At 42.2% G+C, this 25960-nt stretch carries 29 protein-coding genes; 11 read left to right on the top strand and 18 right to left on the bottom strand.

The window, feature by feature from the left end:
• Window position 1: 1 nt before the first annotated feature.
• The 6 genes from nusB to trmD are packed head-to-tail and all read left to right on the top strand — an operon-like array spanning window position 2 to window position 2526.
• Complete coding sequence (gene nusB, locus NT141_00555; GenBank protein ID MCX6783553.1) at window positions 2-403, top strand: transcription antitermination factor NusB; 402 nt, start codon at window positions 2-4, stop codon at window positions 401-403.
• Entirely contained in the window at window positions 400-639 is a 240-nt protein-coding gene (locus tag NT141_00550; protein ID MCX6783552.1) for an acyl carrier protein, read from the top strand. Before nusB ends, NT141_00550 begins: the two co-directional genes overlap by 4 nt.
• A gap of 2 nt (window positions 640-641) precedes the next feature.
• Window positions 642-1337 (top strand): ribonuclease III, encoded by a 696-nt coding sequence (rnc, locus tag NT141_00545; GenBank protein MCX6783551.1) that lies wholly within the window; start codon window positions 642-644, stop codon window positions 1335-1337.
• Window positions 1338-1352: 15 nt separating this feature from the next.
• The gene (gene rpsP, locus NT141_00540) at window positions 1353-1628 is read left to right on the top strand and encodes a 30S ribosomal protein S16 (protein MCX6783550.1); all 276 of its coding nucleotides are present in this window, start codon (window positions 1353-1355) and stop codon (window positions 1626-1628) included.
• On the top strand, window positions 1625-1897 hold the full coding sequence (locus NT141_00535) for a KH domain-containing protein (GenBank protein ID MCX6783549.1): 273 nt from the start codon (window positions 1625-1627) through the stop codon (window positions 1895-1897). The genes rpsP and NT141_00535 overlap by 4 nt, the downstream gene beginning before the upstream one ends.
• Window positions 1894-2526 (top strand): tRNA (guanosine(37)-N1)-methyltransferase TrmD, encoded by a 633-nt coding sequence (gene trmD / locus NT141_00530; GenBank protein ID MCX6783548.1) that lies wholly within the window; start codon window positions 1894-1896, stop codon window positions 2524-2526. The genes NT141_00535 and trmD overlap by 4 nt, the downstream gene beginning before the upstream one ends.
• Here the strand turns inward: trmD and pilO are convergent.
• From pilO to NT141_00495, 7 genes are all read right to left on the bottom strand, one after another.
• Window positions 2509-3228, bottom strand: coding sequence for a type 4a pilus biogenesis protein PilO (gene pilO / locus NT141_00525; protein ID MCX6783547.1), 720 nt, complete (start codon window positions 3226-3228; stop codon window positions 2509-2511). The genes trmD and pilO overlap by 18 nt on opposite strands.
• Window positions 3225-3785, bottom strand: a complete 561-nt coding sequence (locus NT141_00520; GenBank protein ID MCX6783546.1) for a PilN domain-containing protein — start codon at window positions 3783-3785, stop codon at window positions 3225-3227. The genes pilO and NT141_00520 overlap by 4 nt, the downstream gene beginning before the upstream one ends.
• Entirely contained in the window at window positions 3785-4804 is a 1020-nt protein-coding gene (gene pilM, locus NT141_00515) for a type IV pilus assembly protein PilM (protein ID MCX6783545.1), read from the bottom strand. The genes NT141_00520 and pilM overlap by 1 nt, the downstream gene beginning before the upstream one ends.
• A gap of 18 nt (window positions 4805-4822) precedes the next feature.
• The gene (locus NT141_00510; protein ID MCX6783544.1) at window positions 4823-11812 is read right to left on the bottom strand and encodes a hypothetical protein; all 6990 of its coding nucleotides are present in this window, start codon (window positions 11810-11812) and stop codon (window positions 4823-4825) included.
• A gap of 54 nt (window positions 11813-11866) precedes the next feature.
• Window positions 11867-12142: a CopG family antitoxin gene (locus NT141_00505; protein MCX6783543.1), complete on the bottom strand. Its 276-nt coding sequence runs from the start codon at window positions 12140-12142 to the stop codon at window positions 11867-11869.
• Complete coding sequence (locus NT141_00500) at window positions 12129-12404, bottom strand: BrnT family toxin (GenBank protein ID MCX6783542.1); 276 nt, start codon at window positions 12402-12404, stop codon at window positions 12129-12131. Before NT141_00500 ends, NT141_00505 begins: the two co-directional genes overlap by 14 nt.
• Window positions 12405-12503: 99 nt before the next feature.
• On the bottom strand, window positions 12504-13553 hold the full coding sequence (locus NT141_00495; protein ID MCX6783541.1) for a hypothetical protein: 1050 nt from the start codon (window positions 13551-13553) through the stop codon (window positions 12504-12506).
• 215 nt (window positions 13554-13768) lie between these two features.
• On the opposite strand from NT141_00495, the gene NT141_00490 reads away from it, so the two are divergent.
• Window positions 13769-14731: a virulence protein RhuM/Fic/DOC family protein gene (locus NT141_00490; GenBank protein MCX6783540.1), complete on the top strand. Its 963-nt coding sequence runs from the start codon at window positions 13769-13771 to the stop codon at window positions 14729-14731.
• Between the two features lie 159 nt (window positions 14732-14890).
• Window positions 14891-15571, top strand: a complete 681-nt coding sequence (locus NT141_00485; protein MCX6783539.1) for a hypothetical protein — start codon at window positions 14891-14893, stop codon at window positions 15569-15571.
• Window positions 15572-15746: 175 nt separating this feature from the next.
• Here the strand turns inward: NT141_00485 and NT141_00480 are convergent, their stop codons facing one another.
• Window positions 15747-16649, bottom strand: a complete 903-nt coding sequence (locus tag NT141_00480) for an EamA family transporter (protein ID MCX6783538.1) — start codon at window positions 16647-16649, stop codon at window positions 15747-15749.
• Window positions 16650-16737: 88 nt separating this feature from the next.
• Here NT141_00480 and speD point away from each other — a divergent pair, with 88 nt between their 5' ends.
• Window positions 16738-17133: an adenosylmethionine decarboxylase gene (gene speD, locus NT141_00475; protein ID MCX6783537.1), complete on the top strand. Its 396-nt coding sequence runs from the start codon at window positions 16738-16740 to the stop codon at window positions 17131-17133.
• Window positions 17134-17353: 220 nt separating this feature from the next.
• Here speD and NT141_00470 read toward each other — a convergent pair whose 3' ends face one another.
• The gene (locus tag NT141_00470; protein MCX6783536.1) at window positions 17354-18499 is read right to left on the bottom strand and encodes a hypothetical protein; all 1146 of its coding nucleotides are present in this window, start codon (window positions 18497-18499) and stop codon (window positions 17354-17356) included.
• 66 nt (window positions 18500-18565) lie between these two features.
• Here NT141_00470 and NT141_00465 point away from each other — a divergent pair, with 66 nt between their 5' ends.
• Window positions 18566-19471, top strand: coding sequence for a phosphatidylglycerol lysyltransferase domain-containing protein (locus tag NT141_00465; GenBank protein ID MCX6783535.1), 906 nt, complete (start codon window positions 18566-18568; stop codon window positions 19469-19471).
• 15 nt (window positions 19472-19486) lie between these two features.
• On the top strand, window positions 19487-20668 hold the full coding sequence (locus NT141_00460; protein MCX6783534.1) for a PAS domain-containing sensor histidine kinase: 1182 nt from the start codon (window positions 19487-19489) through the stop codon (window positions 20666-20668).
• Here NT141_00460 and NT141_00455 read toward each other — a convergent pair.
• The 9 genes from NT141_00455 to NT141_00415 all read right to left on the bottom strand — a co-directional run bounded on the left by NT141_00455 (window position 20655) and on the right by NT141_00415 (window position 25819).
• Window positions 20655-21593 (bottom strand): hypothetical protein, encoded by a 939-nt coding sequence (locus NT141_00455; protein MCX6783533.1) that lies wholly within the window; start codon window positions 21591-21593, stop codon window positions 20655-20657. The two genes, NT141_00460 and NT141_00455, sit on opposite strands and share 14 nt — an antisense overlap.
• 47 nt (window positions 21594-21640) lie before the next feature.
• Window positions 21641-22204 carry a type II secretion system protein gene (locus tag NT141_00450; GenBank protein ID MCX6783532.1) on the bottom strand — a complete coding sequence of 188 codons (564 nt, stop codon included), beginning with the start codon at window positions 22202-22204 and terminating at the stop codon, window positions 21641-21643.
• Window positions 22205-22663 carry a hypothetical protein gene (locus NT141_00445; GenBank protein ID MCX6783531.1) on the bottom strand — a complete coding sequence of 153 codons (459 nt, stop codon included), beginning with the start codon at window positions 22661-22663 and terminating at the stop codon, window positions 22205-22207. It lies immediately after the preceding gene.
• Window positions 22647-23189 (bottom strand): prepilin-type N-terminal cleavage/methylation domain-containing protein, encoded by a 543-nt coding sequence (locus tag NT141_00440; GenBank protein MCX6783530.1) that lies wholly within the window; start codon window positions 23187-23189, stop codon window positions 22647-22649. Before NT141_00440 ends, NT141_00445 begins: the two co-directional genes overlap by 17 nt.
• The gene (locus NT141_00435) at window positions 23173-23466 is read right to left on the bottom strand and encodes a GIY-YIG nuclease family protein (protein MCX6783529.1); all 294 of its coding nucleotides are present in this window, start codon (window positions 23464-23466) and stop codon (window positions 23173-23175) included. The genes NT141_00440 and NT141_00435 overlap by 17 nt, the downstream gene beginning before the upstream one ends.
• A 268-nt stretch (window positions 23467-23734) precedes the next feature.
• The gene (locus tag NT141_00430; protein ID MCX6783528.1) at window positions 23735-24211 is read right to left on the bottom strand and encodes a prepilin-type N-terminal cleavage/methylation domain-containing protein; all 477 of its coding nucleotides are present in this window, start codon (window positions 24209-24211) and stop codon (window positions 23735-23737) included.
• A 3-nt stretch (window positions 24212-24214) separates the two neighbouring features.
• Window positions 24215-24694, bottom strand: coding sequence for a type II secretion system protein (locus NT141_00425; GenBank protein ID MCX6783527.1), 480 nt, complete (start codon window positions 24692-24694; stop codon window positions 24215-24217).
• A 9-nt stretch (window positions 24695-24703) separates the two neighbouring features.
• Window positions 24704-25279 carry a prepilin-type N-terminal cleavage/methylation domain-containing protein gene (locus tag NT141_00420; protein MCX6783526.1) on the bottom strand — a complete coding sequence of 192 codons (576 nt, stop codon included), beginning with the start codon at window positions 25277-25279 and terminating at the stop codon, window positions 24704-24706.
• Between the two features lie 30 nt (window positions 25280-25309).
• Window positions 25310-25819 carry a type II secretion system protein gene (locus NT141_00415; protein MCX6783525.1) on the bottom strand — a complete coding sequence of 170 codons (510 nt, stop codon included), beginning with the start codon at window positions 25817-25819 and terminating at the stop codon, window positions 25310-25312.
• Between the last annotated feature and the right edge of the window lie 141 nt (window positions 25820-25960).

Genomic DNA, 25960 nt, shown 5'->3' with positions numbered 1-25960 from the left:
AATGGCTGATTTACGGCACACTGGAAGACAAATTGCCCTCGCCTCTCTTTTTTCGTGGTCTTTTATTTCTCACGAGCCGGAAACAACAATTAAAGAAATCGCGGAGTCGGTGGAAGCTACCGAGTTTGACCATGAACTGGCGATAAAAATAGTTAAAGGGGTAATCGATAATTTAGCGGAAATAGATAAATTAATTACCACCGCCGCCCCGGAATGGCCTACCAGCAAAATTGCCAAAGTAGATTTAGCCGCTTTGCGAATTTCTGTTTTTGAGCTATATTTTGACGACACCGTGCCTCCCAAAGTCGCCATTAACGAAGCAATTGATTTGGCCAAAGAGTTCGGCGGCGAAACTAGCGGTAAATTTGTAAATGGAGTTTTGGGAACACTCGTATCAAAATGACAAACATCGTAGATAAAATAAAATTAGTCGTGATCGAAAAAACCGGCGTCGAAGAGGCCCAATTAACAGCTTCAGCGGACTTTGAGGCTGACTTAAACATTCACAGTTTAGAAATTGTAGAAATTTTAGATAAACTTGAAGATGATTTTAACATCACTTTTTCTAAGGAGGATGGCTTAAGAATTAAAACTGTTGGCGATTTGACCAGATTAGTATCAGAAAAAGTCGAAGAATAATTATGGATTTTTCAAAAGCCGAAACAATTATTGGTTTGGAATTTAAAAATAAAGAATTAGTAGCGACAGCCTTTACTCATCGCTCGTACCTTAACGAACACAGTAATTACCAAAATCCCAGCAATGAGCGGCTCGAATTTTTAGGCGACTCTATTTTGCAGTTTTTAACTTCTGAATTTTTATTTAATAATTATCCCCGGGAGCCGGAAGGGATGCTTACCAGTTACCGCGCCGCGGCGGTCTGTACGGTGTCGCTTGCCGCGGAATCCGCCAAGCTGGGGTATGGCAACTTTTTACTGCTAAGCCACGGCGAAGAAGCCTCCGGCGGCCGGACTAAAGAGTATCTACTGGCCAACACTTTTGAAGCCGTTTTAGGAGCGATCTACATGGATAGTTTTGATATCGATTTTTGCCGTCGGTATCTTCTAAAGAACCTGTTTTATAAACTGGACGAGATCGTTAAAAACGAATCTTACCGTGACTTTAAAAGTCGCTTCCAAGAAGAGGCTCAAGAAAAGAAGGGCCTTACTCCGCAATACAAAGTTTTAGATGAAAGCGGCCCTGATCATGACAAGAAGTTCGCGGTTGGCGTCTTTTTAGGAAATACTAAGGCCGGTGAGGGGGAGGGTAGTAGCAAACAACGGGCTGAACAAGCGGCCGCTGAAAATGCCCTTGCCAACCTTGATAACATCAGCTAGAATGGCCACACTCTTATGTCTGTAAGTATTCGATTGGCAAAATTTGGAAAGAAGAACGCCCCTAGCTACCGCGTGGTGGCTACTAAAACCCGAACTAAGCGCAATGGCGAGGTTTTGGAAACTCTGGGTCATTTTGATCCTTCCCATAATCCAGCTAAATTGGAATTAAATAATGATCGGATTGCTTACTGGAAGGGTGTGGGAGCTGTAATGTCGACCGCTGTGAGTAAACTTATGGCCGGTGATACGGCGTTTGTTAAATACGCGCCAAAGAGCAAGAAAAAATCATGAAAGAACTACTTGAATTCTTAGTCAAGAAAATAGTTAAAAACACCGAAGCGGTATCTATTACCGAAGATGCCACACCGGAGCAATTGGTATTAAATTTAAAAGTTGAGCCCTCGGAAGCCGGCCTGGTGATTGGCAAGGGTGGCCGCACTATTAAAAGCCTGCGCAATATTATTAAAGTCATTGCCATAAAAGAAGGAAAAAGGGTCGATATTAGACTCGCCAACGAATTAGTCGCCTCAGAACCAACGACCGAAACTTCAACAGAATGATTATTGACGTTATAACGCTTTTTCCAGAAATGTTCGCCGGACCTTTTGATACCTCTATCATTAAACGAGCTCGCGACCAGGATTTAATCACTATAAATTTTCGGCAACTGCGCGACTGGGCCATTGATAAACGAGGCACCGTTGACGGTTCACCTTATGGTGGCGGAGTCGGTATGGTTCTGCGAGTGGAGCCGATCGCCAAGGCTTTGCAAGAATTACGCCGGCCGGAATCGTACGTTGTTTTAATGACGCCTCAAGGTCAGATTTATGACGAAGCGACGGCGCAAAAACTATCCCTCAAAGAACATTTGATATTAATCTGTGGCCATTATGAAGGGTTTGATGAACGAATTAGAAGTTTAGTCGATGCCCAAATTTCGATTGGTAAATATATTTTAACCGGTGGCGAAATTCCCGCTATGACTATTGTTGACTCCGTCGTTAGGCTTATTCCCAAGGTTTTGACTAAACCTGAAGCGACAATGCAAGAATCATTTTCTGATGGCGATAATTTAGAATATCCTCAGTATACGAGGCCGGAAGACTACAACGGTCAAAAGGTTCCTGAAATTTTATTGTCTGGCAACCACAGTGCTATTAAGAAATGGCGGTTACTGAAACGGGTTTGATTTTCCAATCCCACTATTATCCACTCGCGGCGCATAAATTTTAAAAGTCCTCAGTAACGTCACCATCTTTATGAACTCCGGATTTTTAAGGTCCACCGTGGCCGTTTCGGCTTTACTGCTTTTTACATAATACGGACTTTCAAGAGTTAATGTTGCCGTTACCGCCTGAGTAATATCGGTTTGACCGGCGGTCAACCCGACGTTTGAAGTTGAAAGTCGTAAAGATTTTACATTAATTAAGCGGCCGCAATTTTCCACATTTCGCAAAAAAGCCGACACATTATTATAACTACCACTCACCGATAACTGCATCCCAATTACGTTGTTGGACGAGGCGGCACCGGAACCGGTCGGAGCGCCCGGCGAGAACTGCAAAGCCGATAAAGAAACGCTACTATCAATTGCCAACTGCTGAACCTGGGTAACGACTACAGGCACTGAAGGATCAGAGGTTAAAACGGAATCAAACAACAAATTATCGGCCCGCAGTTCGTTTTGATTACTAGCATAAACTTTTAAAGTTGTGAGACGGCTACTTAAAGTACTTAACCCTGTATTTGTTGATTTAACTAATTCCGAATTATTAATACTTTTAGTTAATAAGATAGAACTGATAGCAATCAAAATTAATGATATCGCCGCCAGGATTATTCCAGGCAGGTATAATTTAAAATCTTGTTGAAAACGCTTTGAACTAATCATTTGGCCAACAAACTCCCTTCTTTTAGCCCTAATTCCATTACAAATTGAACTTTACCGGTTTGGCTGTTTAAAACTACACTATTAAGCACCGGGTTTACAAAAATTTTACTGGTTTTAGGATCTTCTAAAGTTTTTACAAAGCCGGCTAGCGACAAATAGCCTTGTGATTCGCCGCTTAAACTAACTTTATTAGTCGCTAAAAAATTAATTTCCGAAACTTTTACATCCTGTGGCACCATGCCGTTTAAGGCCGCAAAAAACTGTGAGTATAATTCCCGAACTTTAAAGGCCGCTTGCAACTCTTTGTACTTGGCAGTGACATCTATGGCGGATGCTTCTAAAGCTTTGTAAGTGGCGATTTCTTGAGTGGTTGTGGTTAGTTTAAGTTGATTTTGGGATAAGTTATTTTTTACTATAATATAATTAACAGTAACACCTATTATAAATATAACGGACGCTAGCAAAGCCACCCCGCCAATAAAGAGGATAATTTTAGAAAAGCGGGCCTTCTTTTCTAAAACCCTTATTTCCGGTGGTAATAAATTTATATCAATCATTAAAACTCCTTTAAGGCCAGGCCTGCAGCGACTGCGAAAGTGGGGCCAATTGCTTCCAGCTCTTTATCCGAAAATTTGCCGTTATTTTTTATTTGAACCCAGGGGTTGGCGAGTTGCGCCTCTAAATTAAGGGCGGAAGCTAAATAAACCAGGACACCGGGCAGAGAGGCGGTACCGCCACAAAGGACCAAGCGCTTAAGAATCGGGCTTTGGGTTTGGTGCGTTTGGTAATAGGCGAGAGCCCGTCTGATTTCGTCCACAATAGTTTCAAAAACCGGTCGCATGGCCTTCATTACTTTACCTTCCAGTTGCGATTCGTCTAAACCGTAGGCTTTTTTGTATTCTTCCGCTTGAGAAGATTCAAAGCCTAGTTCTTGAGAAATAGCTCGCGAAAGCGCATTGCCGCCAGTCCCAATACTCCGTGTGAAGCGGACGACGCCACCATAAACTAAAGCCATGTCGGTCGATGACGCGCCAATATTTACAATTAGAGTGGCCATGGGGCTGGAAGTTAAATCAATCGTACAACGGGAAATTGCGGCCGTTTCCGGCTCTAGTCCCACCAGCGTAAAACCGGCTTTAGAAATAATAGTGGCGTACTTTTTGATGAGTACTTTTGGGGCGGCGATTAAAATAACATTTTGCTTTTTGCCGGAATCGGTTTCTTCAACCACTCGGTAATCGTAAACGACGTCTTTAATGGGAATTGGTAAATACTGCTCGGCTTCCAAGGGAATAGCCGTCTTGAGCTCTTTCTCACTCATTTTGGGAACACTAATAATACGATTAAAGACTTTATACTCGGGGAGGCCTACAGTGACGAGAGGAGGGACGTCGCTTTGGGAGTTGAAGAATTCTTTTAAATAATTGGAGTAGGACTCGATATCCTCCGGGTTTTCGGAGTCTAGTGACACTTTAGGCGAAGGCGCACTCCCAAAGCCAAGCAGTATTTTAGTTTGTTTGCGGATCGAAACATACTTTATTTGAGTCGTTCCGAGGTCCAGTCCCATGATATCCATAATTATTTTAAGTATACTTTATTGACTAATTTCTTTCCATGACACATGAGATGTTCCCACTCCGGAAGAGCTTAAAGTCTTCGACGGCACCACAAAAATACCAGGATCAAGTTTGGCTGTTATTCCAGGCGTTGTCGACTTTGTTGTATTAGAATAATTTGTAACGTTAATGTCGCCGCATACCAAGAATGAACCTGATGGAATAACATAAGTGTATTGTTGCAAATCAGAAAATGAGGAGAGCACAACAGTAGTACTACTGTTAGCTGTTTTAACTGAACCAACGGTTGTGTAACTAGGATTACTGGTAACTGTATAAGATCCAACAGCACAACCACCAGAACATTTGGAAATTACAGTGTTCAGTTGATCGCAAGAAATACTTACCTCACCTACATACTTCGGACTCCCAGTTGAAATGTAACCTGGCAAAAAACTTGGAGTTGCTGTCAACCTAGAACCTAAAATTCCAGGGATATTTGGTAACGTTCCAGTCATTAGATAATTATTAAAATTAGGAAATGGATTTGATGAAGTTAGTCCCTTAATATAAACATCACCATCAACCGCCTGAATCCAACCAGGAATCGACTGAGAAATATTTAAATTTATATTAGCCGAACCGGCTGCGGTGTAGTTACCATCACAGCTACTGTATCCTGTCTTCGCAACACGCACATGGTAACTATCACCGGTAGGAATCAAAAAAGTATAAGTGTAGTTTGGAGCCCCATTATAAATAATTTGGGTTACTGAAAAGCTCGGCAATAATCCACCTGCAGGTGTATCTATAACAGACACAGTAGACCCATCTTGCAATATATTGGGAGTACCACCGGTACAAGTAGATCTAGTATCCCAATCTTTAACAGTTAATGTAATGGTAGACATTGGAGGAATCACAAAAGCTCTGATGTCGGAAGCTGATCCGGTACTAGCATCCGCATCATTAGTATTCATGTAGCGAATTGCTCTCCAATAATATATTTGACCACTAATAATGTCAGTTGGAACCGCAAAGTCCGTGAGGGGAAATGAATAACTTGATGTATCTCCAACAATATTATCTGATACTTTGTTATAAAGATGGTAGTTACTGTCAACATCCTGCTTATAAACATAGTCAGATGAGAAAGCGATACTTGAGAAGGTGTTCGTCGTTGAAACTTGCAATTTAACAGTTCCATCCATACAGGCTAAATAACTACTTGGCCAGGGAATCGTGGAGTTTAATTTGATACTGCTTTTATCACTGGTAATTATAGTGTCAACTATCCCGTCATGTGCGACCGACCCAGCTGATGTACTTAAACTCGTAACTGGACCGCCCAGACCCGCTTCTTTATCTTTACAAACCACTAAAGTTAGGTAATCTTGATCGGTAATAAAAGTATTATACATAGAACCGCAGTCATAATAGGCAGGGCAAGCGTAAGCCCCTAGACTACTGTAAGTAGTGCCGGAAGTCATAGCGTAAAATGAACTACACCACGGATCGCCAACACATGTTTGAGTGGGACTGCCACCGCTAATCCTAAACAAATAATTACCATAATTTGTAAAGTTATATGGAATATTAAAACCACCGGTTGGAGAAACGCTAGTTATTGGGCAAATAGATACCCCACCACCACAAGAAGCCGTTGATAAATTAGTCCAACTGGTTGAGGTTGGATTCAAGGCAAAGTCAATATTAGCGTTATTAACAGCCGTAGACTCTACATTACCGGTAAAACCGACATTTAGGCTTCCGGATGACGGCGGATTAACCACGTGCATTCTCTTTGTGTCATCGGTGGAACCATTAAAATAAATCTGACCAGTAGGGTAGGGGCAGGCGCTGGTCGTAAAAGTAGACTCGGTGGAAAGACTTTCGACGCCATTCCCGGCGTTGTTGTAACCGGTGCCACGACGCACTCGCCAATAATAAGGAGTGTTGCAAGTCAGTCCGGAAATACTAGTGGACGTGATTTCATTATTCCAAGCGGCCGGAGGATTATTCAACCAGCCACTATTTCCCGCCGTATAATTTCCGGACGACAAACCCCACTCAGCGTAATAATTATATTGGCAAGCAGAGCAAGTATTAGCATCCCAAGTACAACCCGTAGGAGCAGTCACCACTAAATTCTTGTCATCAAGGATCTGAGCCGGAGTGCGAACGTAATAATAAATTTTAAAGTCATCAATTTTACCGTTAAACGGTCTAAGACCACCAACAAAACCGGTGCCGAGTCGAAGATTCGCGGGATAGGTGGTCTGCGGTGAAACTAAAGAAGTACAAGGAGCCGGAGTACCAGCCACGCCATTTATGTAGATAATGCAGTTAGTTGAGTCTTTAGTAATTGCCACATGCTGCCAAGTATTAGCCGCTAGGTTAACAACATTAGAACCAACATAATTATAACCATTCCCGTAAGCAAACGAATATTGATTAGTGGTAGTGTCATTCTGTTGAAAGACCATGCCCACCGGAGTAGTTCCGCCGTGATTACCGAAAATATCGGCGTATGTTACTTGGGAAGTTGCGGGATTCACCCAAAAAGAAATCGTAAATTTATTAGTTATACCGGCAAAATTAGAGCCTAAATCAATGTAATCACTACTGCCGTTAAAACTGCGAGCATTTCCAGATACTCCCGAAACAACGGTTGTGCCAGTCGCCTTACCGGTATTGCCGGAACCTGAAGAATCGATGACCGGGGCGGAAGCGAGGGCTTCATCTAATTTCCAGTAAGCGCTGGGTATAGCTCCGGTGCTGAAAGACGACCAACCCAAAGTCTCACTATTAGAAGTAATACTAGTGGCCGTGAGTGAAGTTGGAGTCGCCGGCTTTTGAACCACGCAAATCGGTTTGTTAGTACAGAGAGGACTAGAGAACGGATTGGTTGTCATTGACAGAGTCGCCGGGCCGTAATTAACGCTATCTGCCGCGGAAACGGTTAGATTACAGCTACCCATATCCTCTAAAATCTGGGCTTGGTTGCGAGCGTAATTGTAGATTTTAACCTCGTCAATACCCCCAATCATATGCGCCGCACTACTCCCACCAATATAGATCGTCTGATTCAAATTACCAGAACTGCTCCAGGTACCCTGTAAAACAATCGGTTGTAGTACACCGTCAAAATAGATGGCAAAGCTCGTGCCATTCTTAACTCCAACAACGTGATGCCACGATCCAGTTGTTAGGGCTGTAGTAGTGTACGCTCCACTACCGGTATTATTGTCATAAAATCTCACATCTCCAACCCCATCGGTTTTCATTCCCAAAATATACCAACCCGTGTGTACCACATAAACATTATTGGTAACTAATAAATTGGTGGGATTAATCCAAGCCTCGACTGTAAGCGAGTTAGTGTTGCTCCCTAAATCTAAATTAGCGTCACTAACTGGAACGGTGATTATATCGGTGCCGCCATTTAGGCTCCGAGCATTGCCATTCACTCCGGTCGTCACCGTGGTACCAGTAGCAGTTCCTGTATAGCTACTCCCTGAACTATTGTAAACGGTCGATCCACCTGCTTCATCCATTTTCCAATAGGCGACAGGGGTGTTACCGGTGAAACTGCTTGGGCAAGTGCCAACAGTCGCTAAGGCCGGAGTAATGCTGGGAGAAAAAGTGGTTATAGCACCAGTGCTATAGCTAACCGCCGCTGTTTTAACATTCACTAGACCATTAGCGGGCGTGACCCAATCGGTAGTGCTGGGGGTAGGGCCGGTACAAGTTACACTGCAAGCAGCGGTAGTAAAAGTGGCATCGCCAGTCCAATCACTTTCAACATTAGGGTAGCCGGAACCACGCTTTATGCGATAATGGTAAGTAGTATTGCAAGAGAGACCATTAATAGTGTAGCTAAGTGTAGGCTCAACCCCTATAGGGCCGGAAACTTGCCAACTGTTGTAATCTAACGCAGTAGTAGGATCAGAAGTCAGTCCGTAAGCAATATTGTAATCGTATGAGCAACGGTTGCAAGCAGTACTATCAAAAGTACAGCTTTTAGATCCTACAGCAGGAGCAATCCAGGTAATAGTGGCCGAAGTATCTGTAATTATCGAAGTAACAGGTGACGTTGGTGAGCCGGGCTTTTGAACCACGCAGATTGGTTTAGGAGTACAAATAGGAGCGGAAACAGGAGAAGTAGCCATCGACAAAGTAGTAGGCCCATAAACCGCCGGCCAAAAAGAAGAAATTGTTAGACCACAAGTTTTCCCAACCGGACAAGTACCAATTGTGGTAGAAGCTAAAACTTCGGTTAAAACCTCAGCTGGGGTTCGAGTGTAATTGTAAATCTTGACCTCATCAATAACCCCATTGAAATAAGAATTTACTCCGTCTGGTTTAGACCCGGAAATATAGTTTGTCCAATAAACCGTGGAATTGTTAGCGGTATAGGAACCAGTCCCACTAGCTGCCGCCCTGCCATCGATGTACAAAATTTCCCGACCGCCGCCGGTGGGCGTGTAAGTCATTGTTAGTAAGTGCCAACCTGTAGAAGTAACCGCGCTAATTGGCATATTATTATTAACACCCCAAATCCAGCCATAAATATTTGTGCTGTTCACACTAATAAAAGGCACGTTCCAGCCGCCCCCGGGAGGAGAATCAGTAATACCAAAAACCGGTCCGTTAGTGGTGGCGGTTATATTTACCCAAGCCTGAACAGTTAAGGGATTGTTATATCCAAAATGAGTACCAATAGGAGCTTTAATATAAGCGCTAGTACCATTAAAGCTTCGAGCTTTACCGGAAATTCCAGAAACAATCGTGGTACTTACTCCCGTCGCAGTGTTAGGCCCAATCGAATCTGTAGCTGATTGACCGCTAGCTTCGTCTAATTTCCAGTAAGAAACAGGGGCGTTGCCGATTATTACTGAGGGCGACCAAGTAACTGAAGCGGATTCGGTGTAAGAAACCGGAACAGTCACCGCAGCAATCGTTCCGTTTAGCGGCGTAACCCACGCTGCAGTACTATCTACGGTACACGTAGGCGGTGTAGCCGGCGTAGTGAAATTTATGACGTAATCTGGAGTACAGCTATTCCCTATTGTCTTTAATTTAACACAGTATTTTGTATTAGCTGTTAAACCGGTAAGATCTTGATGAGTCGTTTCCGTAAGAGTATACCCATTTACAGTAACACCCAAAACACATGCCGTAGTACCGTTTACAGGATTACTACTATCGCCAGTTACCGAATCGAAGATACAACTATTAGACCAGTTACCACCAGCTGACGGGCAAGAACCGCTACTAGCCGGCTTGGCGTAAATGGCATACCAAACCGCTCCTCCGGATCCGGGAGTCCAATTAATATGGGCGGTTGTAGAAGTATAAGTAGCCGTTGGATTTGAACCGGGAACACAGGCAGCCAAGCAACTATTGGGGGTAGAGGTACAAGAATTCTTATTTGAAGGCCTGCCATTATCGCAAGAGGTACCATTGCAGCTGTAACAATCGGCAGGATTGGTACATTGAGCTCCGGAATTACCAGTGCTGCAAGTAGGAGTATTCGTGTCCGTTGAGCAGTAAGTTGTGCCACTTGGTGGTGGCGACACAGTCCGAGCTTTATAAACAAGGTAAATATCCGCACTACTACCATTAGCAGAATCACAAATCCAATGCCCATAGGTGTATTGGCACTGGTCGCCATTGATAATATTTTGAAAATCGTATTCAATGCCAGTAGCCGTAACCTTAAAGTAACTATTACTAGCGTATAAACCAAACTTAAAAGAAACAAAATTGGAACCGGTTGAACAATTTGGCGAACAACCGGAGTCTTTATCAACAATACAAACGCCAGGAGTCCAATACCCATTAGTACAGTCAACACCACCTGAAATAGTGCAGCTGCTCCCAGAACCAATATTACAGGACACATCATAAGTCGGGTCATATTTAGGGCATGCGTGACCCTGACTTTGTTCAGAAAAATTATCACTGATCGCGTCCATATTTAAATAACTACCACTAATAGCCCCCCCTGAGGGATCTACTATGTGAAAGGTTGGGTTAAAAAAGCCGGAATTTGCAAACGCGGAAGTTACCGAATTTCTAAAACCCAGTACCAAAGACTGCTTATTTAATCTTTCCAACCAAGAGTCAAAGCCTTCTGAACCAGCCAGATTAGCCTGATTAACCAAGTATATAGTTATTAAGTCCGTGTATGGACTATAAATAAACTTCCCGACTTTATTTTTTGGATTTTTCCCAATGGTGCTAAGAAAGTCACTCATATAGGGAGTCATATTATTATTAGCGCTAGAAAGTAGTTGGCCGGAAATACTGGCTATACTAATGGAAAAAGGCTTAGTTTTATTAAAATCCGAGTTTTGAGCTTCCGCCGATATTGAAGCGAAAACCGCCCCAAAAGAAAGTCCGGACTTTAACTTAGTCGCTGATTCCGAAGCCAGTTTTTCGGCGTATAATGTGTAGTCATTAGTGGGAACCTCATGCCAAATCTGAAGATAGCTAACATTCGCGAAGTTGTCTCGCTGATTTCTTAATATTTTTTCCTCCAACTCTGCGCGTTGTCTAAATAAATAATCCTGCCAATTCCAGCCATAATTCTGAATAGCCGCAAGAGCGTCAGCTTTGTTAAAATTAGAATTACGGGTTATATAAATTTCGACATCGGCCTCGCTAGGCACCAATTTTTCCGTTACTAGCTCATTATGAATAATTCTTTCCTTAACTAACGTGTTAACCACGTCTTCGTAACTCGAATATTTCTGATCGACGCTCTCACCACCTTGGGTACTTAAATACTGCCATTCTTTGGTGAAATAAACGTCGACGTCGGAACGATATAAAATATTACTTTTATGAGTGTTTAGAGGATTTCCGTCTATAATTGCTACGATAGGGAAGTGGAGTTTATAGCTAACCTCGTTAACTAGATTTTTGACGTTGCTAAGCTTGCCCCAATTGGAATAAATTAAAGCTCCAATAACGAAGATAACAGCAACGGAAATGGATATGGACAGCAGCCTTTTTCTCATGAGAATTAAATCTCACTTAATGATGCATCAGATTGGAAAAAGTTGCAAGGAGATTCAACAAACTACATCGGCGCTACGTAGTTTCTCTACCACCCACATTCGTACTAATGATGATGGGGAAATGTCGTAACAATCAGCGACTCGAGTCAACTCCTTTTTTAGAGACTCCGCGACTCGAATTGTTACAACTTCCTTCTTTTCAACACCGGTTTTGAAGGATAGTTTAGCTGGTGTGAGCTCGGACAGATAATCAGTAATGTCGTGAGTATCCCAAAAATGAGCCTCATCTTTTAAATTATTAAATTTTGGTATTTTGTTAGCTTTTTTCATTTAGGTAAAACCGCCTTTCTCGTTTGCTCGCGTCACGAGCCGTAACAACATAGAATTTATTATTATCTTTAGTTGCGATTATGATCGAAAGCAGACGTTTGCCAGCACTACCTAAGGCAACAAACCTACTGCTATGTGCGTTAAAAAATTTAATGTTTTTATCTTCCAACGCCATCTCAACTTCTGAAACTCTTACTTTGTGCCTAGCAATATGCGATACATTAAAATCGTCCCAAATTAACTCCTCTATCTCAACATTCATAAGCCTGACTATAATGTATTACAATGTAATACATATGTCAACAAACAAAAAGGGAGTAATTAAGTGCTTGCGCAAAATAATTACTCCCTAAACGCATTACTAACGTAATGCCACTTTTGGAACGAAGACAAGCGACATGCCGCCAAATGCGCTTTGCCAAGTTCCCCGATAAAAATCGTCTTCATCGCGCCAGGTGTAGACAGTGTCCAAAGACGGGTCGATCACCTTGTATGAGTATTGGCGGCTTCCGTCAGCATACTCTGTATAGCCATAGCCGATGACGAGCACCGTATGTTCATAAGCATGAACCACCGTCCCGTCAGCTAGAATGCGAGTCTTCCAGTTATAAGGCGGGGTATTAACAACCCACACTTCAACTGGATTTCCAGCATCTAGTTCTTGGCGCAAGCCGAGAAAGTTTAGATGAGCAACCTTAACGGAGACTAGGTTCGAAGCTAAACTCGCGATCACCGGCGCCAAGGCACCAGCGTGAATCCCATATGAAGGACCCACGTAGCTATCAATCGGCTGATCCGGCAAGTGTGGTGTAATCGGAGGAATGCCGTCAATAGCAAAGTCTCCGTTTAAAGCGCCCCAAAAACCGTCTGTCGGATTGTTAGCTAGCATAGTGTTGCGCACAATCAGGTCTTCCCAAAAGCTAACACTACCACCACCTGATGCCGCTAGTACAGCAGCTGCCGCCGATGCCTCACAAGTACTGAGGTGCGACTGATGTTGACCTACGATAGGTAGCACTTTAACATCTACCCGCTGCGGCGCACTGGTAGGCGCTGCTGGAGGGGCGGCGATCTTCGGAGCTACAACCACCTGCACCTGCGCCTGCGCTTGTTCTGCAACCTGCGGAACCCGCGTCGGAATTACTCCCGCTGTTGGTTCAGAAGTTGGAACTGCGGTCGGCAAAGGAGCCATTGTTGGCACCGCTGTGGGGACGGCTGTAGCAACCGGCTTCGGTGAAGAGTCCGAATCGTAGTAAGTGATCTGTATCGGTTGATCAGACACATACTCAATTACGGGAACAAACGAATCCGGTCTTGCCGATCCAGCATGTTCGCCACCTGCCTCTGAGGCAGAGAGCACGAAGGCGAGCACGAACAGAGCCACTGCCACTAACCATATTCTATTTTTCATCTCTCTACCTCCTATTTGGTAGAAAACGCAAAAGACCCCGTTGCGATAGGGATCTAGTGCCTAATTAGTATCTAACCTTTTGATGGGATACGAGAACGCATTCCACACTTGACAGAATAGCACAAAAATGCTGCCCAGTCAAACCCTATAGGATCTATACATTTAGTTTATCTATGCGATGACGCGATTACTAAATTAGAGTATTCTAATTATATATGAAAAAGATCTTAAAACATCGCGAAATTGTTATATATCAAGCAAAAAACGGGGCTATCGAGCTCCGAGGCGATTTTACCCGCGAAACGATCTGGGCTACCCAAAGTCAAATTATAAATCTGTTTGGTGTCGATCAATCAGTTGTGTCCCGTCATATCAATAATATATTTAGAGATGGCGAAATTGAAGCCAAAAGCAATATGCAAAAAATGCATAATGCAAATTCCGACAAACCAGTAATTCTATATTCTTTGGATGTTATTTTAGGCGTTGGCTACAGAACAAACTCCAAAGTCGCCATAGAATTTAGAAAATGGGCAACTAAAACACTCCACGGATATATTGTTGATGGATTCGTTGTTAATAAAACCAGAATCGCTGCGAACTATTCACAATTTCTGAGCGCTGTCGATGATCTCAAAAAACTGCTGCCAAAAGGATCTGAGGTAGACACTAAAGGCGCCGTTGAACTGGTAACGCTGTTTGCCGATACTTGGTTATCGCTTAACGCCTATGATAAAAACCTACTTTCCGCAGGTAAACTGACTAAAAAGAAAGTGGAACTGACAGCCGAGAAGCTGGTGAACGGCTTAAATGAGCTGAAGAATGAGCTAGCCAAGAAGTCAGAAGCGACGGATATCTTTGGAATGGAGAGAAATCCCGGAAGTGTGGCGGGAATCGTTGGTAACGTAATGCAGTCTTTTGGTGACCAAGATCTTTATGCCAGTTTAGAAGAAAAAGCCTCTCATCTACTTTACTTTATGGTGAAAAATCATCCGTTTGTTGACGGTAACAAAAGAAGTGGCGCTTTTGCCTTCGTCTGGTTTTTAAAACAAGCTAATATTTTAGACGTTGCTAAACTTACTCCGTCTGTACTAACAGCATTAACGATTCTAGTCGCCTGTAGCGAACCTCGCGATAAGGACAAGATAGTCACCCTAATTATTAATCTCGTTAGCTAATCAAGATAGCTTATTATACGAACTGTCTATGCAAATTAGTACTAATCTGTAGCACACTAAACCACAGATTGGTATTAATTTGACTATCTTCGTATAACGAAACATTGACATAATTTAACACGTGTTGTAAATTGTCAATATAAGGTGTTGTGATAATATATGACTAAAAACTTCGCTAAAGAAGATACTAAAAATACTACAGAGCAACGAGGTTACGTTGATTCCGTTAAAGGACTATCACAAACATTATCAAGACAAGTAGCTGAGGAGTTACGAGAAAAGAAATACGCCGGCACTAAAGATGTTCTTGAATTGGTGGGGGACGGAGCGTTTTTGATGGCCTCTTTAGTTGCTCCAAAGTTCTCAACAGTCTTTAAATCCCTTATAAAAGACCAAGATGCTCCCGAGCCGTGGCGGCGCTTCAATATTCCATATCTAAAAAGGACTTTAAAACGCTTGGAAAAGCAAAAACTGGTAACAATTAGTCAAGAAAAAGGAGTCGGGGTAGTTGAAATTACCGATTCCGGTCGCCACAAAATTCTTAAATACTCTCTAGATACTCTAGAAATTAAAGAGCCGCGAACTTGGGATCACACTTGGCGTCTGGTCAGTTACGACATTCCCAAAGAACAGAGTCCCTTAAGAGCGCAAATTATGGAGTATCTTAAAGTTTGGGGTTTCTACCAGTTGCAAGAAAGTGTTTATTTGCACGCGTATCCTTGCGAGAAAGAAGTGGAATTTTTAAGAGAGTACCTACGAGCAGGCGGGTATGTTAGGATTTTTGTAGTGACGAGTATTGAAAATGACCGTCCTTTTCGTGATTTCTTTGGCTTGGCTTAAATCTTTCCTTCATCTTAACAATTAAGCTAATTGACATAATTTAACACGTGTTAATAAATGTCAGTAGAATAATAAGCAGTACTCGTGTAAGAAGCTTTTTGATTAGGGGTTAGAGAAAGAAAACAAAAAGGGGATTCTAAAGTTTTTAATTAACTTGAATCCCCTTGCACTACAACTAACTGACTAGAACAACTCCTGCAAAAATCAAAACTGAACAAACGGCTTTTTTGATTAAACCTTGTTTGGTGTTGTCTTCTTTGAAGATCTTAGGCGCGATTAAGCCTAGTACTAGTCCAAAGATCACCGCGAAAAAGACTTGAGTGCTCCCCAAAACGCTGACTAGGTACACGGGACCAAGCGAAATCGCTAGGAATCCCAGGAGCTTACTCATCACGTAAATAAACTCATTGATGACTATAATCGTCAGACCAAGTTTGCTGACCTTTCTAACATTTGTAGCGAATGCCTGACGAATCGTCGGAAAGAGGATGACCAGAATTAGACCCCCTAGTCCCCAACCCCAGCTCTCATACGAAATCAAGCTACTAAATGTCTGTGTTTCCGTCACGTATTTCATCAAAATCGAAGCAACAGCCCACAGAACGTCAACTATCAGGACTAAAACCAGACTCTTATTAACTTTGAAGTCTTTTATACTCCCACCTTCCCAGGAAATCGCGATCGCCGGAAAGAGAATTAGTAGAAACCCCAGGATACTTTGCAATGTCAACGATTCTTTAAGAAAGACCGCCGCCATCGCTAAAACAAGAAACGGAATAAATTGGAAGATCAGAATGACTGTGCTCGTGGAAGTATCTTGCAATGCCTTAAAGTAGATAGCAGTAGCGATAATTGACAGAACACCAACCGCCAACGCTATCAAACTATTTGTTAGAGACAAGAGTTGGAATCCGGTCGACGCCCAGATTATAGTGCCAACTACAAAGCCAACAATAGCGCTAAAAATCACCAGTCCTCGATAATCTTTAACATGTCGCTCCAAGACTAACTTGTCAACGAAATTGGCAACAGTATTAACCGCCGCCCCGAGGACAGCATAAAAGACCCAAAGAGGCATAAGCCAAGTATAGTCCGTATTATTCATTTTATACAGATCGGCGTGATTTACGTCTTGCAGTAACAGCCAAAATATGTAATTGTATAGTGTGGCCAAATTCGGGGAACATCTTACTTACGACGCCTACGGCTGCAGTTACCAAGCTCTGAGCAACATGGAACTGTGCTTTGACGTCCTTAACGACTTGGTAAAGCTGGCTAAGATGCGTAAATTAACCGAGCCGGTGATTATAAAGGCTGACGGTAATACGACTCTTGGGGGCAAGGATCCCGGTGGTTTTAGCGGTTTTGTGATCATTGAGGAATCTCATATTAGTATTCACACATTCGCTAAACGCGGTTTTATTACTCTTGATGTTTATTCCTGTAAGCCTTTTGAGGAAGGTAAAATAGTGGAGTATCTTAACAAAACGTTTGAGGCTAAAGATTTCGATGTTACCAAGACGAGTAGGGGACTAAAGTATCCTAACGAAAACATCTACTAACACGTCATTCCGGCCCTAGAGCCGGAATCTAGCAACAGATTTAAAAGTTAGCCTATTTAGACAGTTGGAAATTGGAATTAGAAATTGGAATCTTTTCGATGTTAGAATTTTTATCTAATTTTCTAACAATCTAACTTCAAAATCTAACCTCTAATCATCTAACTGGCTAACTTCTAATTGAATTGGTTACTGGATTCCGGGTCAAGCCCGGAATGACAAGTTATTTTAGTATATCTGGTAATTCTGAGGTCATGATGTTAAGACCTGTCCTCTTTAAGGCGTCCTTGCTAACTTCAACAGACGTCGCCCCGAACATCTGGCTGTAGCTCTTAACTAAATCCTCTAAAGCTAGTTTGGGATCGGAAGTTAGTTTTACCTTGTTAAGTCCAGAATACTCCAAACCGTTAACGCTCTTAGCAATATCATCTGCCACCGACCCCAGTATTTGCCGTTGTTCGTTAATAATTGCCAAAATTACCGCCTCGTATTTAGTAACGTCACTACCAAGTACGTCAGTACCATAAGACTCAGCGGAAGATTTTATGTTCTGGGAACGCAGATTTTTAAGAGTCGTTCGCAACTGAATAAGAGCAAAGGCCATTACAAAGTAAGAGACAACGTAAAGATAATCACTCAAGCCACTCAAACTCCAAGTGGCGTTACTAGCTTGATATAGAAAGTAGGAATCGGCGCAATACTGAACCAAAAGCGCCCCTAGAACAAAAAGAATCCGATTCTTCATAACTCCTCCGAGCTTATCTCGCGATAGGAGATAAGTTACCAGAGCAATAGAAATGTAGACCGCTTGACCGATTGGATAACCAAAATCTAAAAATACTTTAAAAGGCTGACTAAAATCGGGAACGTAACCTCTTAGAAAAAGTACGTACGACAAGGCAAGCAGCCCCACCGGCAAAATTAGTGACAACCATTTTTTATTAAAAGATTTAAAGGAAATTTGAACCCCGACGGCTTTAGCCAAAAAGATTACTCCCAAGGCATAAAAAGGAATACTGCCAAAAAAGCCGGCATCACCAATTGAGGGGTAGGGAACATCTATTCCTAAAATAGAAATGTAATAAGAGTAAGCTAACTGACCAAATTCCTGAAGAATTAGACCAACTGATAAAGCAATTAAAGCCTTACCCATAGTACTCTTAAATCCGCCCCATTTACAAGCGATCAGAATACCGTTAATTCCACCCCATAAAGCAATTATGCCGTAAAGACCGGCAAACCAGCCATGCCAAATACTATCATTGGGAAGTCGTGAGAGTAAGAGCCACCAGAGAGTAAAAAGGACGAAAGCAACAACAGCTATTTTAGCGGTAATGTCTTTTTTAATAGTCTGCAAAACGATGATCATTTTAAATACATCCAGTACCTGTATAATAAGATTAACATCAATGTAGAGGTTGTAAAGTGTTAAATAATGATTCCCAATTTCCCAACATTTAAGAAGCTGGAATTATCAGATAAAGCTGATATACAAGCTTTTACATTTAAGTTCCCATCTTACTCAGATTTTAATTTTTTGAGTATGTGGACGTACAACGTCTCAAATATGATAGAGATTTCCAACCTCTTTGGAAACCTAGTAGTAAAATTTCAAGATTACCAAAGCGACAATTTTTTTTACTCTTTTTTAGGTTTCTGCAATATCGTAGAAACGATAGATATTCTTCTAGATAAATCCGGATCAAACGGTATTGAAAATTATCTAAGTCTGATACCCGAAGATTGTGTCAATAAGCAATTATCAGAACTAACACAACAATTTAACGTTTGTGAGAATCGTGATGACTTTGATTATATTTGTAGCCTTAGTGAGTTATCTAGACTTGATGGTAGTAAATATCATAACTGGCGAAACCTCGCCAATCGATTCACTCGTGATACAAAAAACTATCAAGTAGATGTTGTTGACATTACTAATTCAAAGGCTGCGATACGTGTAGAGTCTTTATTTGAAATTTGGGAAGAGTCCCGTCATAAAAAATTACTGCATGAGTCCATAGCAATCAAAAGGCTTCTGCAAGATGCAAAAAGTTTTAATAATCTGGTTTCAACAGGAATTTATGTGGAAAGTGAGTTAATTGCCTGGGGTGTATGTGAAATTATAAACAAAGAATGTGCCATCGGACATTATCGTAAGGCCGACGCAAAGTATCCTGGCATTTTTCAGTTCTTAGAGCAGCAGATTGCTTTGAATTTAATAAATTACGGCGTTGAGTATCTAAATTTCGAACAGGATTTCGGAATTCCTGGGCTTAGACATTATAAAGAGTCTTTGCGACCGGTATCTTTTTTAAAAAAATACACAATTAGTAAAAAGTAAGTTATCATCTATAGCGTGAACGAGAATCACGTAATTACCCAAGAAATTTACAAACGCAGTGTAGAACTTTTAGAAGAAAAACGCCGTTTAAAAGAGCTGCTGGACGGGGTTTCCGAGCCGGTCATCGCCGTTAACAGCGACTACAAAATAACTATTTTTAACAAAGCGGCCGAACGAATGGTGGAGGAAGTGACCGAAAATATTTTAGGGCAGTTGGCCGATAAAAGAATTAATTTAAGGGATGCCAGTAATGCGGCTGTTAAATTTTCTGATTTCTGTTTTAAGGAGACTACCCCCATTGTCACTTTGGAAAACATTACCATTACCACCCCCTCAATGCGAGAATACGTAGTTAATTTAAAAGCCTCCACCATTAAACTTTCCGATAATAAAGCCGAATGCCTAATCACTATTACTGATATGACTACCGAAAAGTTAATCGAGCGACAAAAAGACGAGTTCGTGTCGATTACTTCTCATGAATTGCGAACCCCAATGACGATTATCAAAAATTATTTGTGGTTGTTAGGAAACAAAGGGGCGGCTCTAAATGACAGCCAAAAAACGTATTTGCTTAAAGCTAATCGCGGAGTGGAACGAATGTTAAGTTTAATTAATGATCTTTTAGATACCTCGCGAGTCGATCAGAATCGGCTGGAATTGCATCCTGTCGACGTTGATATTGCCAAGTTACTAAGTGACGTTACGGAAGATTTTCAAGTGAAAGCGGTTGAGAAAAAGTTAATGTTAAAGTTTGAAAATTTGATTCCCGGAAAACCGCCGCAAAAGTTTGGGCAAGCTCTAGTTGGTGACGGAACCGCAAGTCCAATTGTGCGAGCCGACGAAGAAAAGTTACGAGAGATCATTGTAAATTTGCTTGGCAACGCTTTTAAATTTACGCTAACTGGTGGAATTACAGTAAGACTGGAGAAACTTTCTGATGAAGCCGCTAAAAAGTATGTCAAAGTTTCGGTGGTTGATACTGGCAACGGCATTTCTAAAGAGGATCAACTAAAACTCTTTCACAAATTTAGTCGACTGGACAGTTCTTTTAGCACGGCGGCTATAGCCGGCGGCACAGGACTTGGCCTTTATATTAGCAAATCGTTCGTGGAAAAGATGAATGGGACGATTGGAGTGGAGTCGATAGTCGGCAAAGGCAGTATTTTTTGGTTTAAATTCCCTACTGGTTTATAAGGCTCCCACCACTAAAAATCGCGTAATCGAATATTCCCGGCAGTTGAGGCAAGGTCTTTGTAACCTGCACCGTGCGCTTTGAATCGCCTGAATAACCAGTGGCGGTAATGACGTTGGCTTGAAAAGGGATTGTAGTTGCTCCGGTTGGCATAACCCCGACGGTTGTATTAGCGTAATAAGACCTGATACGAAGAGCTTGACCTATATTTACCTGCAATGTCGCGCAGTGTGTGTAAGTAACAGTACCTAATGGTTGAGAGCCACCAACAATACCGTTAAAATTATTTAATACTTTTCTAGAACTCAACGGATCGAACGCTTGTTTGTTCATTGAGTAGGGTCCACCAGTTGAACCAGTTATTGTAGTTATCTCAATAGCGGCTGGATCTGTACCACTCCCTAAAGAGCCAGGATCACCGGCAGTTACCCAACAAACTGAGATAGGTGCCAGTAAAGTATTACTTAAATTATTAAACGGAACAGAAGTTGACGGGTCCATCAACCATACCTGCTGCACGTCGTCTTTATCTATTTTAAAAGAAAAAGGCTGAGTATTACCTATGATTGGTGTACGACTTACTGACACAGAAGCCCAATTACTAGCATCGGCGTTATATTTTTTGTAGCAGAGACCACCAGGGAAATCACCGCTCTTACACTTATTCGTTCCATTTTTACTAGTCTCAACAAATCCTAAATTGTTGCCAACATTATTAGCATTCGCTCCATCATCAGAACCAATATTTGAAGCCAGAATCTCTTCTATCGCCGACTCGGCGGTCGCCAAAGCCTGTTCGGAAGCCGCTAAATTAGTAGTTTGATGGACCGTCGAAGAGGAGCGGGTAGCGACGGCCAGGCCTGTTGCTAAAGACAAAACGAGGACCATGACGATTATTATTAAAGCTTGGCCTGATTCTGGTTTCATATGTTAAATAATGTCACGAAAAACGTCGTGGCGCAATTGTAGGTCGATTATTGATACCCACCTCGCACGACGACAGTTGTTGTTAAAGTTGTGGTAGCAGTATTGTCAATTCGCGTGCCATTACTACAAGGTTGACCTAAAGTCATTGAGATAGTCACTAACTTCAAGTCCGTGGAAGCTACAAAACTGCCGGCTATTAAACGGGCGGTAGGATTGTTGGAAATATTTGTGTTTAATAACTGATTAGTATTATCGTTCAAAGAACCATTGTCGTTTGAACTGCAACTCACGCTGCCGTCGACCATATTATATGTTTTGAGATTTCCAAATTGGTCAACGTAACTAATAGAGCTACTAGTTAAATTTGTAACCACTTGGTTAATGACTGAGGCATTCCTTAAACTCTCTGTCATCTGGCTAAGAGCAAAGTCACCGTTTTGAGTGAGTTGGTTAATAGTTTGCGATTTGTTGTACGACCGAACAGAAGCAATTAAAATATCGCCGCCGAGAACTCCGACGACGGCAATGACGGCAATCGAGATCAGCATTTCGACGAGGGTAAATCCACGATTATTGTTGTTTGTTGTTTGTTGTTTGTTTTCCACCATCATTTAGTGCCAATTTGTAAAAGTCTGCGTTAGCGACACATCACGCGACACAGAACCTTCTATATAAGAGGTATGCACTGTATATACAATAGAACTAGCCGAAATTACCGGAACAACGTAACGGTTATAACCACCACTGGCAACCAAACAGCTTAAGGGAGTCTGGGTAGCCGTCATAGACAATACATTACTTTGAGGTAAACAGCATCCAGTATTCGGAGGATTGACGCAGTTCTGAGCCACCGCTAGAAAATTAGCCCAGCCGCCGTCACGCTGATTTCGTAATAATTCTAAAGCCTCTGTGGAAAGTCTCGTCGCCTCGGCCTGATTCTTGCCGTAATCCGCCGTCCGCATCGCCGTAATCCCAACGCCGACCAAAGCCACCACGACAACCACAGCAAAGGCGACCGCCAGCAGAGCTTCGACTAAAGTTTGTCCACGTTCGTTAGCAAGACGTTGCATAAATATTTCCTGAAGGATCAATGTTAACGCATTTGTTAACCGTGTCATTACCGATTTGGATTGTTATTGTTGAAGCCGCGTTGTTAAGAGATCCGGTCAGCTGATTAAAATAGATACTCTTACCGCCAGCATCTTTAAAAGAAATAGAATTTGGCAAACTTAAAGTAGAAACGGTATTGGAAGCGGTACAAACGGCGGCGTTAGAAGTACCAACTGTATATGCTGACGACGCTGTGTTACCGGTCAACAAAAACCAACAGTAAGCCGTCGCCCCGCCAACGCTAACGCCTTGTTGAGCCTTTGATTGGGCACTGCGGAGGTCATTTATGAGCTGCTGCGTCGCTTGTTCCAAATACTGACTTTTAGTAAAGTTGTTAAAAGAGGGGATAATGGCCGCAAAAATCACCACCATCACCGCAATGACGATTAGTAACTCCACGAGAGTGAACCCACCCTCATAACCAACCCCACCTGTCATTCCGGGCTTGACCCGGAATCCAGTCAACCGATTAAAAATAATTTTCATATAAATCCTTCCATTCTTTATTCTCTTTTTCAATTAGATCAATCTTCCACGACCTCTTCCAATTTTTTAATTGTTTTTCTCTAGAAATTGCATCTCTAATATTTTCATACTGCTCGAAGTAGACTAGTTTGTCTACATTATAGTAACGAGTAAAGCTTTTCTTAAGCAAGCCTTCCTTGTGCACAAACATTCTCTTTTCTAAATTAGAAGTGACTCCTACATAAATAGTCCCATTACGACCACTAGCTAAAATGTAGACGTAACCTTGTTTACGCATTCTTGGTTACTGGATTCCGGCTCCGGGGCCGGAATGACAAAGTTTTTTTGCGGCAAAAATCACCACCATCACCGCCATTACAATTAATAGTTCAACTAGGGTGAACCCGCCACACAACCTGTCATTCCGGGCTTGACCCGGAATCCAGTAACAGATTAAATTTTTAATTTTTAATTTGTAATTTTTAATCAATTTTTAATGTTTAAATATTTAAATTTTTAAAAATAAAACGATATATTTTAAAGATACCTTAAAAAAAGAAATTCTACTAGAAGGGGTTGGTGACGCAATAATCACCAGCTTTTGTCGGCGGTGGTGGAGCGTTAGTGGCAGTAACTATGCATGAAGTCACTCCAGTAGGAACAGAGACACTTCCTGCATCTTCAACTGGAGCGCAAATCACATAGCTCGTTGCTGTAAGTTGTGTGTAACAATAGCCCCATGTCGCAGATGGATCTTGAGGTAAAACTTTCATAAAAACATTAGTACCATCTGTTAACTGATCACCGAAAGTCAGGCCGGGATTAGAAGGCGCTGTTGCTGGATATGCTCGATTCTGACTAAAATACAACTCAAGCGCACCCTGAGTAGTTTTTATGTCTGTCTTCCTGCGACCATCACGAGCTCTCGATAGAGTTTTAGCAGGATCCATAGCTGTAATTGCCACAACGCCTAATATAGCGATAATTCCAATTACTACTAGCAACTCTACTAATGTGAAGCCTTTGGAATGTATTTTTGTCATATATTAAGGTTGGACTATGCCATCATGGCAACCGCTTACAGATGTTTCGCTAATATTCCCACCACCCAGAACATAAGTCGCAAAATTACTATCGCTGCCTCGCGGCTGAGACATGCAGACTTGGGTCCCACCAGCAGGGCCACGATTTACAGCAGAAAACTCTGGAAAGCCGCCGGCAAAACCGTAGAACAACGATCCCAGCCCACGCGTTCCGCCACTAATACACGGCCCCGTGTCGCTAGCACCGCAGCAAAGATCAACCGCGGCGCTAGTAGATAAATCTTTACCAATCTCAACAGTCGTACAAGACTCAAAAGCCAACGCCAAAGCATTAATGTTTTGGAGAGCTTGCGAATCATGCGCGCTGTTTATTTTATTGGTGGGATCAATACTAACTAACACTACCACCCCTAAGATTGCAATAATTACCATTACCACCAGCAACTCGACCAAAGTAAAACCACTCTCCCAGTTTGTTGACATAGCTAATTCCTAAGATCCTAAAGAGCAAACCGGTTGATTTTTAACAAGCGTACCGCCGCCCAATACATACTTTGTATTATTATTTGGCGAAGTCCCAGTTCCCTGAGTTTGAGAAATACAAAGACCGGTCCCACCGGCAACTGATCGATTTATAGTCAAACCTAAAGTTATGAAACCGCTAGAATACCCATACCCGTAGTTAGCAACCCCAATACCGCTACCTAAAGAGCCACTACTAGTACATGTTTGAAGAGGAACAGTACTACCATCGGCACCACAACAATCAGTTATTGATTGGGCCTTTGTTTGTCCCGCAGTTAGCCTATCTGCTACGCAGGACTCCATTGTTTTTCCAAGAGTTTCCACATTCGCCATAGCCTTGGCATCTGTGGCGCTATTTATTTTTGCAGACGGATTAATTGCCGCAATTGCAACCACCCCTAAAATAGCAATTAGAGCAATAACAACTAAAAGTTCAACTAAAGTGAAACCATTGCGAAATTTATGATTTAATTTAAGTGTCGTCACATTTATAATCATTACGATAACTAACTGTGTGTAGAATCGCAGACTGCAAAAAGCCACTGTCCGCGAATCTACACTATTAGAATTTAACTAGGTGCCAGACACGGCCGAGCATACAGCCGTAAGCTTAGTAATAGTACCACCACCAACGACGTATTTCGTGTTGTTGTTAGGAGCAGTACCGGTACCCATCGCCTGAGAAATACAGATAGCCGTTCCAGCAGCCGGACCTCGGGTTACTGTTACACCAGTAGGAAATCCAGTCGCATAACCATAATTATTAGTGGAGAGACCGGTACTTACACAAGCACCAGCAGCCGCAGCTCCACAGCAAGAGTTAGTAGCAACTGCCGCAGAAATGGGGTTGGTTGTGTCGCTCATTTCATCCGCAATACAAGCTTCAAAAGCCTTCCCAAGAGCCTGGACGTTAGCCACAGCTCTGGCGTCCGTAGCACTTTGAATCTTAGCTGCGGGATTAATGGCTGCAATAGCTACTACACCAAGAATGGCGATAAGAGCGATAACTACTAAAAGTTCAACTAGAGTAAAACCTGCTTGAAACCTACTTGACTTAAGAGAAATATTAAAATCCTTGATCATAATTTTATATCACACCTCCTTCGAACCATAACCCTAATCTGAGCCAGCTAAGTAATCTACCTAGCTGGACTCAGTATGTATGTTTATAATCCAGTTACCGCGGAGCATACAGCCGTAAGCTTAGTAATAGTACCACCACCA

Source organism: candidate division WWE3 bacterium (assembly GCA_026396615.1).
Taxonomy (GTDB): domain Bacteria; phylum Patescibacteriota; class WWE3; order JAPLWK01; family JAPLWK01; genus JAPLWK01.
This window is presented reverse-complemented; position numbering and strand designations above follow the sequence as displayed.

Excerpts from the sequence above, each read along its gene's own strand:
- NT141_00450 (MCX6783532.1), bottom strand. The coding sequence starts at position 22,204 with ATGATGGTGGAAAACAAACAACAAACAACAAACAACAATAATCGTGGA.
- NT141_00495 (MCX6783541.1), bottom strand. The coding sequence starts at position 13,553 with ATGAAAAATAGAATATGGTTAGTGGCAGTGGCTCTGTTCGTGCTCGCC.
- NT141_00505 (MCX6783543.1), bottom strand. The coding sequence starts at position 12,142 with ATGAAAAAAGCTAACAAAATACCAAAATTTAATAATTTAAAAGATGAG.
- NT141_00470 (MCX6783536.1), bottom strand. The coding sequence starts at position 18,499 with ATGATCATCGTTTTGCAGACTATTAAAAAAGACATTACCGCTAAAATA.
- NT141_00520 (MCX6783546.1), bottom strand. The coding sequence starts at position 3,785 with ATGATTGATATAAATTTATTACCACCGGAAATAAGGGTTTTAGAAAAG.
- NT141_00435 (MCX6783529.1), bottom strand. The coding sequence starts at position 23,466 with ATGCGTAAACAAGGTTACGTCTACATTTTAGCTAGTGGTCGTAATGGG.
- NT141_00510 (MCX6783544.1), bottom strand. The coding sequence starts at position 11,812 with ATGAGAAAAAGGCTGCTGTCCATATCCATTTCCGTTGCTGTTATCTTC.
- NT141_00490 (MCX6783540.1), top strand. The coding sequence starts at position 13,769 with ATGAAAAAGATCTTAAAACATCGCGAAATTGTTATATATCAAGCAAAA.
- trmD (MCX6783548.1), top strand. The coding sequence starts at position 1,894 with ATGATTATTGACGTTATAACGCTTTTTCCAGAAATGTTCGCCGGACCT.
- NT141_00425 (MCX6783527.1), bottom strand. The coding sequence starts at position 24,694 with ATGTCAACAAACTGGGAGAGTGGTTTTACTTTGGTCGAGTTGCTGGTG.
- rpsP (MCX6783550.1), top strand. The coding sequence starts at position 1,353 with ATGTCTGTAAGTATTCGATTGGCAAAATTTGGAAAGAAGAACGCCCCT.
- NT141_00440 (MCX6783530.1), bottom strand. The coding sequence starts at position 23,189 with ATGAAAATTATTTTTAATCGGTTGACTGGATTCCGGGTCAAGCCCGGA.
- NT141_00480 (MCX6783538.1), bottom strand. The coding sequence starts at position 16,649 with ATGCCTCTTTGGGTCTTTTATGCTGTCCTCGGGGCGGCGGTTAATACT.
- NT141_00550 (MCX6783552.1), top strand. The coding sequence starts at position 400 with ATGACAAACATCGTAGATAAAATAAAATTAGTCGTGATCGAAAAAACC.
- NT141_00500 (MCX6783542.1), bottom strand. The coding sequence starts at position 12,404 with ATGAATGTTGAGATAGAGGAGTTAATTTGGGACGATTTTAATGTATCG.
- NT141_00430 (MCX6783528.1), bottom strand. The coding sequence starts at position 24,211 with ATGACAAAAATACATTCCAAAGGCTTCACATTAGTAGAGTTGCTAGTA.
- nusB (MCX6783553.1), top strand. The coding sequence starts at position 2 with ATGGCTGATTTACGGCACACTGGAAGACAAATTGCCCTCGCCTCTCTT.
- NT141_00415 (MCX6783525.1), bottom strand. The coding sequence starts at position 25,819 with ATGATCAAGGATTTTAATATTTCTCTTAAGTCAAGTAGGTTTCAAGCA.
- NT141_00485 (MCX6783539.1), top strand. The coding sequence starts at position 14,891 with ATGACTAAAAACTTCGCTAAAGAAGATACTAAAAATACTACAGAGCAA.
- NT141_00535 (MCX6783549.1), top strand. The coding sequence starts at position 1,625 with ATGAAAGAACTACTTGAATTCTTAGTCAAGAAAATAGTTAAAAACACC.
- NT141_00455 (MCX6783533.1), bottom strand. The coding sequence starts at position 21,593 with ATGAAACCAGAATCAGGCCAAGCTTTAATAATAATCGTCATGGTCCTC.
- NT141_00465 (MCX6783535.1), top strand. The coding sequence starts at position 18,566 with ATGATTCCCAATTTCCCAACATTTAAGAAGCTGGAATTATCAGATAAA.
- pilM (MCX6783545.1), bottom strand. The coding sequence starts at position 4,804 with ATGGATATCATGGGACTGGACCTCGGAACGACTCAAATAAAGTATGTT.
- NT141_00445 (MCX6783531.1), bottom strand. The coding sequence starts at position 22,663 with ATGCAACGTCTTGCTAACGAACGTGGACAAACTTTAGTCGAAGCTCTG.
- pilO (MCX6783547.1), bottom strand. The coding sequence starts at position 3,228 with ATGATTAGTTCAAAGCGTTTTCAACAAGATTTTAAATTATACCTGCCT.
- rnc (MCX6783551.1), top strand. The coding sequence starts at position 642 with ATGGATTTTTCAAAAGCCGAAACAATTATTGGTTTGGAATTTAAAAAT.